This window comes from Clostridium psychrophilum, from assembly GCF_018861705.1.
GTDB classification, from domain to species: Bacteria; Bacillota; Clostridia; order Clostridiales; family Clostridiaceae; genus Clostridium_AD; species Clostridium_AD psychrophilum.
Window position 1 is genome coordinate 1 of record NZ_JAHLEC010000102.1, and the last position, 11,374, is coordinate 11,374.

At 31.1% G+C, this 11,374-nt stretch carries 12 protein-coding genes and 1 pseudogene; 3 read left to right on the forward strand and 10 right to left on the reverse strand.

The features are described from left to right. Positions 1-85: 85 nt before the first annotated feature. The 3 genes and pseudogenes from KPL38_RS15490 to KPL38_RS15500 all read left to right on the forward strand — a co-directional run bounded on the left by KPL38_RS15490 (position 86) and on the right by KPL38_RS15500 (position 2,132). Entirely contained in the window at positions 86-889 is an 804-nt protein-coding gene (locus KPL38_RS15490) for an ExeA family protein (protein WP_216290070.1), read from the forward strand. A gap of 23 nt (positions 890-912) precedes the next feature. Further along, a pseudogene (locus KPL38_RS20510) lies at positions 913-1,206 on the forward strand (DUF6618 family protein). A gap of 584 nt (positions 1,207-1,790) precedes the next feature. Then, positions 1,791-2,132 carry a hypothetical protein gene (locus KPL38_RS15500; protein WP_216290072.1) on the forward strand — a complete coding sequence of 114 codons (342 nt, stop codon included), beginning with the start codon at positions 1,791-1,793 and terminating at the stop codon, positions 2,130-2,132. 310 nt (positions 2,133-2,442) lie between these two features. On the opposite strand, the gene KPL38_RS15505 is transcribed toward KPL38_RS15500, so the two are convergent. The 10 genes from KPL38_RS15505 to kduI all read right to left on the reverse strand — a co-directional run bounded on the left by KPL38_RS15505 (position 2,443) and on the right by kduI (position 11,213). Then, positions 2,443-3,405: a sugar kinase gene (locus tag KPL38_RS15505; RefSeq protein ID WP_216290073.1), complete on the reverse strand. Its 963-nt coding sequence runs from the start codon at positions 3,403-3,405 to the stop codon at positions 2,443-2,445. 233 nt (positions 3,406-3,638) lie between these two features. Continuing rightward, complete coding sequence (locus KPL38_RS15510; RefSeq protein ID WP_216290074.1) at positions 3,639-4,385, reverse strand: sugar phosphate isomerase/epimerase family protein; 747 nt, start codon at positions 4,383-4,385, stop codon at positions 3,639-3,641. Between the two features lie 18 nt (positions 4,386-4,403). Next, positions 4,404-4,715 carry a hypothetical protein gene (locus tag KPL38_RS15515; protein ID WP_216290075.1) on the reverse strand — a complete coding sequence of 104 codons (312 nt, stop codon included), beginning with the start codon at positions 4,713-4,715 and terminating at the stop codon, positions 4,404-4,406. A 137-nt stretch (positions 4,716-4,852) separates the two neighbouring features. Continuing rightward, positions 4,853-5,803, reverse strand: coding sequence for a C-terminal binding protein (locus tag KPL38_RS15520; protein ID WP_216290076.1), 951 nt, complete (start codon positions 5,801-5,803; stop codon positions 4,853-4,855). Between the two features lie 13 nt (positions 5,804-5,816). Continuing rightward, on the reverse strand, positions 5,817-6,578 hold the full coding sequence (locus KPL38_RS15525) for an SDR family oxidoreductase (RefSeq protein WP_216290077.1): 762 nt from the start codon (positions 6,576-6,578) through the stop codon (positions 5,817-5,819). Between the two features lie 66 nt (positions 6,579-6,644). Further along, positions 6,645-7,406, reverse strand: a complete 762-nt coding sequence (locus tag KPL38_RS15530; RefSeq protein WP_216290078.1) for an IclR family transcriptional regulator — start codon at positions 7,404-7,406, stop codon at positions 6,645-6,647. Between the two features lie 81 nt (positions 7,407-7,487). Next, entirely contained in the window at positions 7,488-8,795 is a 1,308-nt protein-coding gene (locus tag KPL38_RS15535; protein ID WP_216290079.1) for a TRAP transporter large permease, read from the reverse strand. Between the two features lie 17 nt (positions 8,796-8,812). Further along, positions 8,813-9,295 (reverse strand): TRAP transporter small permease, encoded by a 483-nt coding sequence (locus KPL38_RS15540; RefSeq protein ID WP_216290080.1) that lies wholly within the window; start codon positions 9,293-9,295, stop codon positions 8,813-8,815. Between the two features lie 27 nt (positions 9,296-9,322). After that, on the reverse strand, positions 9,323-10,357 hold the full coding sequence (locus tag KPL38_RS15545) for a TRAP transporter substrate-binding protein (protein ID WP_216290081.1): 1,035 nt from the start codon (positions 10,355-10,357) through the stop codon (positions 9,323-9,325). 25 nt (positions 10,358-10,382) lie between these two features. Further along, the gene (gene kduI, locus KPL38_RS15550) at positions 10,383-11,213 is read right to left on the reverse strand and encodes a 5-dehydro-4-deoxy-D-glucuronate isomerase (RefSeq protein ID WP_216290082.1); all 831 of its coding nucleotides are present in this window, start codon (positions 11,211-11,213) and stop codon (positions 10,383-10,385) included. Positions 11,214-11,374: the final 161 nt, after the last annotated feature.

The following is an 11,374-nucleotide window of genomic DNA, read 5'->3' on the forward strand; positions in this document are numbered from 1 at the left end:
TTGTATATCCTCTTAAACGTGTAGATAACTCTAAAGTAAAAAGAAATGTTATTGATTATTCTAAGATAAACGGAGGTAAATAAAAATGTATAAAGCATATTGGGGAATGGAATTTAATCCTTTTGAAAAAAGTTTAAGTGAAAGAGATTTTTTTAAATCTGATGATTTTACGCAAGCGATATCAAGAATGGAACACCTTAAAAATATAAAAGGAATTGGACTTTTTACTGGGCTTCCAGGTACTGGTAAAACCTATACCTTAAGATGTTTCGTAAACAGCTTGAATCCAAATTTGTACAAGATTATTTACATCACGTTATCTACTGTTACAGTATTAGAATTTTATAAAGCAATAGCCTACGGCTTAGGCGTGGAGCCCTATTCAAAGAAAATCGATCTTTTTAAAGCCATACAAGAAAGGATAATTTCATTATCTAAAGATAAGAAGATTATACCCCTTATTATGATAGACGAGGCACAATACCTTAAAACAGATGTTTTAAATGACCTAAAGTTATTACTAAATTTCGATATGGACTCAAAAAACTATGCCATATTGATCCTTTCTGGACAACCGTTATTAAACAACATTTTATCAAAACAAATACATGATGCTTTAAAGCAGCGAATTGTAATTAACTATAATTATGAAGGTATATCTAAAGACGAAGTTAATGGATATATATCTTCGAGATTAAAACTTTGTGGCATAGTCGATGAGATCTTTAATGCTAATGCAGTAGAAGCTATTAATTCCTGTTGTAACGGGTCTACAAGGCTTCTTAATACCATTCTTGAGAAGAGTTTAATGATGGGATATCAGAAGGGTCTAAAAGTAATTGATACTGAAATTGTAATGAGTGTTCAAAATGAAATAAATCTTATATGAAATATGAAGGTTGGTTTAAATAAATGATTTTTGAATGTACAAATCAAACTAAACAGAAGAAAGAAACTTGGACTGGAAGAGTAACATCAATTATTAATTACGGAAGCCATTATGAAATAAAAATTGAGAGTCGTTCAGGCATTATGGTGTTGCTTGGGAAAACTACTTAAGGGAATTTTGGTGCCGATTGTCATTTAGCTGAATTAAAAGACAAGTTTTATAGCACTGAAAAGCTTTGCGGTGTTATGGGTAAAATTGATGCCATAATAGTTGCCTGTGCTTTAGCAGCGATAGCTGCCAAAATAGATTCAGTATAATTATATTAAATGATAAATTCAGTAAATTTATCACTTGGAGTAGCTATGCTACTCTTATATTTTATGGAGTTTTACTTTGAATCTAGGTTAATATAAAGTGTAAAATCCGGTTAAATTATTCTGTAAATAGGATAAATGAATGTGTGGTTTAATGATTCCACTGGATAAACTAATTTGTAAACGTTAGGATAAAACAAAGCGTAAATCAACACTTAAGTAGTACTTTAAGTATATCTAAATCCAGGATATAAAGTTTGCTCAAAGCCTTAGAATAAAACTCCACGGTAATCTTATTATTGATATAAAATGGTAACAAATTGTTAATAAGAAACAATTGATATTCAGCATGAGAACGCCAGATACCTAACATAAAAAACACCTCACAATCTAGTTGGTAATTAATACCATATTGTGAAGTTTTCAAATTTTACCAACTATGTCAAGTGATTTTTAATAAATATAAGAAAATTTTAACGATTTTGTTTGAAATTTTGGGGGGATAAATAAAATCATCCCTCCGGGATTGAGATATAGGGGGACTTAAGAGTTTCCGAATTCACTATATTTACTTAAGGGGGGATTCGATGTCAATACAAATTAGTTCATCTAATAATGCCAAAGGATTTCCACCACTTACAGCACCAGCTAATGTAAAAAAAGCATGGAGTGAAATGGTAGAGAAAATTCCTGTTGGACAAAGAGCACAATTTTCTCATAACATTATGGAATTAATGAGCGCAATGAATTCCAATAATGAAGGCTTAGAGGAAGAAATGAAAAATTCAAACTTCTCATATTCTAATTTTGAACAGCAAATGTCCAATATGGCTACTAATTTTAAAGGGAATGTTGGATTTACATCATCGTCAACAAATAGTTTTTTAACTGAGTTTGAAGAAAATTTAAGTAATAGTAAAGAAATTTAAAATGTATTTTTCATGCTAAGTATATCTAGGAATTAAAGGATTTTCATATTGTAATATCAGCAAGGTTTTTACATAGAGTATTATATAAAGGCTATAATAGCCATTAGTAAAATTTATTGCTTAACAAGCCTTGTAAATCAAGGTTATATGCAAATAAAGGTCGTATTATTTTCAATAAAATCATATGACCAAAAGAGGAAAGTTTACTTGCAATCTAACCTTGGATAGAAAAACACTCTACTACTTTACACTAACTTACCTTTTCGGGGGGATAGGCAAAAACACCCATTTTATGTCTTATATTGTATAACTATATTTTTCTAACATTATTACAGCTATTATTTTTTATAAATTTCTCCAGTTCTTTCTGCGTTGGTAAGCCTTTATTATCTCCTATATTAGTAACTTGTATTGCGCCTATAGCATTTCCTCTCTTAACCATTTCCATCAATGACAATCCTTCGAGTCTTGCACTTATAATTCCAACTGCAAAACCATCCCCTGCTCCTACAGTATCAATAACTTTGTCCACTTTAAATCCTTGAACAGTGTAACTTTCTTTTCCATCTCTTACATAAGCTCCTCTAGGGCCATCTTTTATTACAACTTGCTTAATTCCCATAGCTTTGTACTTATCAGCTATAGCATCTATATTATCTATACCTAATAAAATTTTAGCCTCTTCAACTCCTGGAAGTACCATATCCGCTTTACATGATAGATCATTAATAGTTTCTATCATAATCTCTTTACTTTCCCAAAGAGCTGGTCTTAAATTAGGATCAAAAGTAATGAATACATTATTTTCTTTTGCTCTTTCCATTAATCTATATGTTGCCTCTCTGCAGCTTTTAGATAAAGCTGGTGGTATACCTGTAACATGTACATGATCAATATCAGAAAAGTCAATAATGTCGATGTCCTTGGATGTTATATGTGAAAATGCAGACCCTTTTCTGTAATATGGTGCGTGTGGATCTCCTGATAAAACCTTACTCTTTAGCTGAATTCCTGTGCGATATACATCATCATATGTTATAAATTTAATTTCTATATTTTCTTTTCTTAAATCTTTTTCTATAAAATGCCCAAATGGATCATCACCTAAGCGTGCAATATATGTAGTTTGGTGTCCTAATCTTGACAAACCAATACATACATTCACTTCAGCTCCTGAAAGGGATCTTGTAAAATGCTCAACATCTTCTAATGCTCCTACAGTATCTGCAATTAGCAAAGCCATAGGTTCTCCAAATAAAATTACCTTACCCATATATATTCCCCTTTTAAATTTCTAATTTTTAAATATATAATTAAAGCCCATCTTAAAAAATAAAAAATCAGTATACTAGTCTATTTTGTCTAATACTGCGTGGTATGTTTCCTTTCCCTATAGCCAGACTACTACACATAAACATACCCTTTGGTGCAAAATATACTTTGCATTTTTAATTTGCTATTTCCTTTCATATTCCTAATATGCGAACCACTGTTTAAAAATGAAAATTAATATATCAATTTATTTATTTCTATATCTAATTGTTTTTTTGCTTCATCACCACAAGGATATTCTAATGCTAATAACAAATTTTTTGGTAATAGATCTAGAACAGCTTTCCACTCTATTACACCATCAGAAAGGTAGACTGTACTAGGCATATCTAAGCTGTTAACATCTTTTAGATGTATATATTCAACATAAGGAGCTAATTTCTTAGCATTTTCTAATGGACTCTCGTTCTGCCATACATAATTTCCAATATCAAAAGTTACCCCGATTTCTCCGCCTAAGCATTTGTACTCTTTTACAAAATCAATTATCTTATCTGCTTTACCATTTTCACTACTTTGATCATTTTCAACTAATAATCTAATACTATCTTTTTTACAGAGTTCATTCATATACAAGACATCTTCAGATTTTACTTTGTCATAGTCGCCAATTACAACTTTCACATGTCTACTTCCCATCATTTTAGCTTCTTTAAAGTATTTTTCCATGTCAGTAAGTTGTAATTGCTTGTTAATATACATATATTGTGGGACAGAATATAACACTGTTAAGGAAAGCTCCTTAGCCTTCTTTCCAACTTCCTCGGTTTCAATATTAATATTTTCAAAAAATTCTCTTCTAATTTCAACAATATTTATTTCTAATTCCTTACAAGTTTCCATCATTTTAATCTGCTTTATTCCCTTTTTATGATCACTCATAAAAACCAATGTGTTAAGAACTATATTTTCTTTTCTCATTATATAATCACTCCATTTCTATACGTTATATGCTTGTATTAAATTCCTACAGCGTTCTCTAGATACAATAAATTGTGCACCATTTTCTATTGCTAATTTAGATTGCTCCTCTGAAAGTACGGTACCAGCTCCTATAATAGCATTAGGGAATTCTTCTCTTAATTCCTTTATCAATTTTTCAGCATTATCAACGGAAAATGTGATTTCTAATACATCAATTCCTGATTCTATAAGAGTACGACAAAATAGTTTAGCTATTTCTGCATTTTCCTGCCTAACAACTGCAATCAATTTTCCTCTTAATGCCTCTTTTATTTCTATTTTATTCATAGTTTCCTCCCGTAAAAATTATATTTTATTAAAATCTATACTTTTTATGCTATTAGTAAAGCAGAGGAAAACCCTCTGCTAATGTAAAATTTTTAAATAAAAATAGGTATGAAAACAATACTTAAATTTGATACCTACTATTTTAAATTATTAATTGGGTAATGAATTGGTTTACCCTTAGCAAATCTCACAGACTCTTCTGCAACTTTTCGCTTAAGCTCTAAAGCTGACTCCTCTGAATACCATGCCATATGGGGTGTAACAATCAAATTTTTATTTTTGAAGATTTCCGAATCTGATCTCATTGGTTCCGATTCCATACAATCTAAACCTGCGCCAGCAATCTCTCCATGTTTCAAAGCTTCATCTAAGTCTTTTTCATTTACAATTCCACCCCTAGCTACATTTATAAGCACTGCACTCTTTTTCATTTTCTTGAAAATTTCTTTATTAAATAAATATTTATTTCCATCTGAAGGGCAATGAATGGAAATTATATCTGACTTTTCAATTAACTCATCAAATGCAACGGGAGTCACATAAGTATTATCTTTAGTTTGCACAAATAAAGGATCATATCCTATGATATTAAAACCTAAAGCTGCTGCTTTTTTAGCATAATTTCCTCCAATTCTTCCAATTCCAACTATGCCTACAGTTTGTTGGGATAATCTATGAACTGGAATAGATTTACTATAGTCCCATTTTACTATCTTAGTATATTCATTCATCGTAATAATTTTTCTTGCAAAAGCCAATGTTAATGCTAGTGCTTGATCTGCCACCTCATTCATACCATAATCAGGTACATTTCCAATCTGTATTCCATGTTTTGTAGCTGCTTTAACATCTACTGTATCTACTCCAACTCCGTATCTAACAACAAATTTTAATTCAGGTAATGCCTCCATTACTTTTTCTGTAATTTTAGCATACTGAACTATAAATATTTCAGCACCCTTACACAGCTCAATTATTTCATCCTCAGTTCTAGCATTTTTTAACTCACAACTTATTCCGGCATCTGAAAATATCTTTTTTTCAATATCTATGTTCTCATGATCACAATCTGTAATAATTACTTTCATAACTAGTCCCTCCTTATTTTACTAAATATCCACCATCTACTGGAATTATTACTCCATTTAAATAATTTGAAGCATCAGATGCTAAAAATACGCAAGGTCCTTTCATATCATCCTTTGTACCCCAACGATTAGCTGGAATTCTTTCGGTAATTGTCTTATTTCTAGGATTAGATGGATCTGTTAATGCTACATTCATTTCTGTATCCATATAACCTGGTGCAAGTGCATTAACATTTATTCCCTTTTCAGCCCATTCATTACATAATGCCTTTGTAAGTTGTGAGACAGCACCCTTTGATGCTGCATATGCAGGCACTGTATATCCACCAAAGAATGAAAGCATAGATGCTATATTTATTATTTTACCTTTTTTATTTTTCTCCAAATAATGTCTTCCAGCTAATTGACATAATGCAAAAACTGCATTTAAATTGACGTTCATTACAAAGTTCCAATCATCCATTGGAAAATCTTCACATTTATGACGACGTTGAACACCAGCTCCGTTTACTAAAATATCTAAAGTTCCTAATATTTCAATAGCATTATTAAACCCTTCTTCTCTCTCTTTTTCATCTATAACATTTATTATTACTCCATGACATTTAAAACCTTTTTTAACCATTTCCATTGCAACTTCTTTTACCTTAGGATTAACATCTAAAAGGCATACCTCAGCCCCGGCTTCCATAAGTCCTTCAGCCATCCCTAGGCTAAGACCTTGTGCCGCTCCTGTTACAATTGCTTTCTTTCCTGTTAAATCACAATAATTCATATATATCTCTCCTTTTTAATTTTAAGCATGTGTATCTTAATCCTTACATAAAAATACATATTAAAATTACATATGCATAATAATTTTCTTTATCTTCTCTTTCGCATCTAATAAAATCCTACAAATTCTTACTAAGTTCTCTCCATTCATTTTGTTACTTGGTGCAGATACACTCATTGCATACATAGGCTCTCCCTTATAATTAGGAATACTTACTGCCACACAAGATAATCCCAGTTCTCTCTCCTCATTGTCAATCGCATATCCACGCATTCTAATAATTTCAATTTCTTTAATTAATACATCTAAATCTCTAATGGTTTTAGGAGTATATGGAATCACCTCTGCCTTATTCCAGATTTCTTTAACTTCTTCTTCTGGTAATTCTACTAAAATAGATTTCCCTACAGCTGTGGAAGTTAAAGGTAGTTCCATACCTATATAAGAACCCATAGCAACTACACCTGAAGTTGGTAGAATCTTATCAATATACCTTACATTTGTTTCAACACGTTCAATAAAATGGACTGTTTCTTTGCAATCGTCAGATATTTTTTGTAAATATGGATGAACCAACTTGATCATATTATTTTGGGCTAGTACTGAATTGCCTATAACTAATAACTTATATGTCAAGAAATACTTTCCATTTTCGTCCATTTGTGCTGCATACCCTAATTTAACTAGTGTTGTCAACATTCTAAAAACGGATGTAGTGTTAATACCGCTAATAGTACTTATTTCTCTTACTCCAATAAATTTATTTTCTGATAATATTTCTATAATTTTAAAAGCTTTCACTACTGATAGTACTATATCTTTACTCATTAGTTTATCCTCCAAACACATTTTTTATATTTAATACATCTTTATAATAGTACACTATTTAATGCATTTAAAAGATTTCTATTACACAAGTCCCAATAATTTAGGTATAAATAGTGAAATTGCCGGAATAAATGTTATTACTAACAAAAGACCCACTTCAGCTGCGAAATACGGTAACAATCGCCTTATAACATTTTCTATTTTAAGATTAGCTACCTTACATCCTGTAAATAATATTGGCCCTACAGGCGGTGTTATTGTTCCTACACAGAAATTAAATACCATAATTACACCAAAATGAATTACATTATATCCTAAGCCTTGAGCAATAGGTAAAAATATGGGTGTAAAAATTAATATAGCTGGTGTAGGATCCATTATGCATCCCATAAATAACATAATTGTATTTATCATCAACATAATTAATACTTTATTATCTGTAATACCCATTAAACTATTTGCAATTAAAGTAGGAATTTCAGTAAATGACATAATCCAACTTAATATTGCTGAAACACCTATCAAAAATATAATCATACCTGTTGTCTTAGCTGATTCAAGAAATACCCTGTATAAATCTTTTAGCGTTAAACTTCTATAACAAGCGGATAAAATCAAAGCATAAACGACAGATACACAGCTTGCTTCTGTAGGTGTAAAAATTCCTCCTAAAATACCGCCTACAATAATTACTATTAAAAATAATGCTGGTATTGCTTCTATAAAAGTTTTAAACTTTGCTTTTACACCACTAATTGGACTAGGCTTATATCCCAATTTTTTTGCACCTATATAAGCAATAATCATACAGATTAATCCCCAGAGAATTCCCGGAATATATCCAGCCATAAATAATGCTGCAATAGAAGCTCCACCACTTGCCAATGAATAAACAATAAATGTATTACTTGGTGGAATCAACATTCCACATGGTGCTGATGCAATATTAACTGCAGCTGAGTAAGCCGGATCATAATTTTCTTCCTTTTCCAAAGGGCCTACGACACCACCTATTGCAGCCGCTGCAGCTACGCCTGACCCACTTATAGCACCAAAGAACATATTCGCAACTACATTAGTCAATGCTAATGCACCAGGTATTGAACCAATTAATGTTTTAGCAAAATTTATAAGTTTCTTAGCTATTCCACCATTATTCATTATGCTTCCAGATAATATAAAAAATGGAATAGCCAGTAAGGAGAATGAATCTATACCCGTATATAACCGTTGTGCTGACGTAATTGCAACTTTATCAGGTGCTAAAACTACAAATATTGCTAATACTGCTCCAACACCCATACTAATACTTATAGGAACTCCAAGTGAAAGAAGAACAACACAGGTAATAAGTATTACCAGTCCAACTTGAAAAGCAAAATATGTCATAATTATTTTTCTCTCCTTTATTTTTTCAATAAATTTTTAATATCTTCTATCATATAGTTAATACTGTAAAAAATTGTAAACATTCCGCAGATTGGAAGGGCTATATAAATTTGGCCTGTTGTTATACTTGCTATAGACGAATTAGTCTGTGACCATCCATTAATTACGGCACTATATCCTCCTAATAATAAAACAAAAACTGCAAATGAACATATTATAATTTGTGAAAATAAGCTTAAAATTATCTTTACCTTTGGACTTGTTCTATCCACTATAACTCCAATATTCATATGTCCCCCATGCTCACCAAACAGATAGGCAGCTGATATAAGCACTAACCATACAAAAGCAATTTTAGATAATTCTTCTGTAATAGCACTTGGATTCTTTAAAACATATCTAGAGAATACCTGCCACGATACTGTACCTGTTAAACCAACAAACAATGTAACAGATATCAATTCAAGTAACTTATCTATGCTATTTTTTACTTTTTTCATATATAATCACTCCTGATGTTTTTCTCCTTATTTATACTGTGCGGCTGTATCTTGAATTTTTTTATAAATTTTCTTTGTTACATCTGAGTTGATTTTTGCCTCTGTAAGTGGTCTAACTGATTTTTGGAATGGAGCTATATCAACATTAGTTGTAATTTTTGCACCCTTTTTCTTTGCTGATGCTAGTGATGTGTCAACTGCTACTTTGAATTCATTATATTCACTATTTACTGCTATTTTCATATTGTCATTAAATATTGTTTTTACACTATCTGGGAATGAATCCCATACACCCTGGTTTATTACCAACATATCTGGTTGCATTAAATGTTTTGTATAACTATAGTAAGGAGCTACTTCATTTTGTAATAAATTATTAAATATTAATTCATTATTTTCTGCTCCATCTAACACCTTTGTCTGAATAGCTGTATAAACATCACCTTGTCCCATTGAAACTCCTGTACCACCCATAAGTTTAATCATTTGCATATTAGTGTCTGACTGCATTACACGTATTTTCTTTCCTTTAAGGTCTTCTGGTTTTGTAACAGGCCCATATGATGTATATATATTACGAACGCCACCATGGAAAGCACACAATACTTTTACTTGTTGACCTTTTAATGAATTATATAAATCACCAACCACATTTGGATCGTTTACTATTGCTTTTTGATGTTCTACACTAGAAAATACATATGGTAAATTAAATACTGAAAAATCTTGATTCCATCCCTCTAATAAAGAGTTTGCAACTATAGACATAGCAACTGTTCCTGATTGTACCATTTCTAACGTTTCCTTTTGTGAACCTAAAAGTTCTTTTGGATAAATCTCAATATCATATGCTCCATTGGTTTTTTTCTTTATTGTATCAGCAAAGGCTTTCATAGCTAAATATTGTGGATTTTTTTCATCCTGATTAAATGCTAATTTTAAAACTGTTGGACCTTTTTTTGTAGCATTAGTTTGTGATGTTGCACCTTTTCCACATCCAGTTAAACCTAGTGTAGTGGCAAAAACTCCACATATAATAATTGATAAAATTTTCTTTCTCATTTTTAAATCCCCCTCAATTAAATATTTACCTTAATTGATCCATTGTAAGATTGTCCATATCATCAAAATCTTGATTCTCTCCACACATTCCCCAAATAAACGTATATCTTTTAGTACCAACACCCGAATGAATTGACCAACTTGGAGAAATTACAGCCTGCTCATTCTTCAATACAATATGTCTTGTCTCATTTGGTTGCCCCATCATGTGAAAAACCCTTGTATTTTCATCCATGTCAAAATAAAAATATACTTCCATTCTTCTCTCATGAGTATGACTTGGCATCGTATTCCATGCACTCCCATCAGCTAATTCTGTCATTCCCATTGCAAGTTGGCATGTCTGTAAAATATCTGGGTGTAAATATTGATTTAATTGTCTTTTATTTATTAGCTCTGTACTTCCCAATTTTATATGATTTGCATCATCATACCCAACTTTCCTTGTTGGATAAGTCTTATGAGCAGGGCATGAATTAATATAAAATTTAGCGGGATTACTAGAATTTTTTGATTCAAAAGTAACATCCTTTGACCCTTTCCCTATATAAATAGCATCATAATGATTAATATCATATTTCACACCATCTATAGTAACTAATCCATTGCCACCTATATTAATTGTTCCAAGCTCTCTTCTTTCAAGAAAATATGCTGATCTAAGTTCATCTCCAGCTTCTAATTTTAAAATTTTATCAACTGGCATTGCTCCACCAAAAATTATCCTATCTACATGGCTATATGCCAACTCCACTTGATTTTTTATAAATATATGTTCTTTTAAAAAGTATTTTCTAAGAGAATTTGTTGTATAATTCTTTGAATCCTCAGGATGATTTGCATAATATACTTTCATATTTTCACTCCCATTTATAATTTGATAGTGTTAACACTATCTTTGTTTTGTTTATTTAAGACCCTGCAATTGCAAGGATTGTAGCTGTTTTTAAGAAAAAAAACAATGACCCCCTCTTTCTGGTATAATTGTTGTATCTAACTCAACAAAAATTCCCGAAA

What these genes read in the sequence shown, in the direction of transcription:
- KPL38_RS15490 (WP_216290070.1), top strand. Translation starts at nt 86, where the DNA reads ATGTATAAAGCATATTGGGGAATGGAATTTAATCCTTTTGAAAAAAGT.
- KPL38_RS15500 (WP_216290072.1), top strand. Translation starts at nt 1,791, where the DNA reads ATGTCAATACAAATTAGTTCATCTAATAATGCCAAAGGATTTCCACCA.
- KPL38_RS15505 (WP_216290073.1), bottom strand. Translation starts at nt 3,405, where the DNA reads ATGGGTAAGGTAATTTTATTTGGAGAACCTATGGCTTTGCTAATTGCA.
- KPL38_RS15510 (WP_216290074.1), bottom strand. Translation starts at nt 4,385, where the DNA reads ATGAGAAAAGAAAATATAGTTCTTAACACATTGGTTTTTATGAGTGAT.
- KPL38_RS15515 (WP_216290075.1), bottom strand. Translation starts at nt 4,715, where the DNA reads ATGAATAAAATAGAAATAAAAGAGGCATTAAGAGGAAAATTGATTGCA.
- KPL38_RS15520 (WP_216290076.1), bottom strand. Translation starts at nt 5,803, where the DNA reads ATGAAAGTAATTATTACAGATTGTGATCATGAGAACATAGATATTGAA.
- KPL38_RS15525 (WP_216290077.1), bottom strand. Translation starts at nt 6,578, where the DNA reads ATGAATTATTGTGATTTAACAGGAAAGAAAGCAATTGTAACAGGAGCG.
- KPL38_RS15530 (WP_216290078.1), bottom strand. Translation starts at nt 7,406, where the DNA reads ATGAGTAAAGATATAGTACTATCAGTAGTGAAAGCTTTTAAAATTATA.
- KPL38_RS15535 (WP_216290079.1), bottom strand. Translation starts at nt 8,795, where the DNA reads ATGACATATTTTGCTTTTCAAGTTGGACTGGTAATACTTATTACCTGT.
- KPL38_RS15540 (WP_216290080.1), bottom strand. Translation starts at nt 9,295, where the DNA reads ATGAAAAAAGTAAAAAATAGCATAGATAAGTTACTTGAATTGATATCT.
- KPL38_RS15545 (WP_216290081.1), bottom strand. Translation starts at nt 10,357, where the DNA reads ATGAGAAAGAAAATTTTATCAATTATTATATGTGGAGTTTTTGCCACT.
- kduI (WP_216290082.1), bottom strand. Translation starts at nt 11,213, where the DNA reads ATGAAAGTATATTATGCAAATCATCCTGAGGATTCAAAGAATTATACA.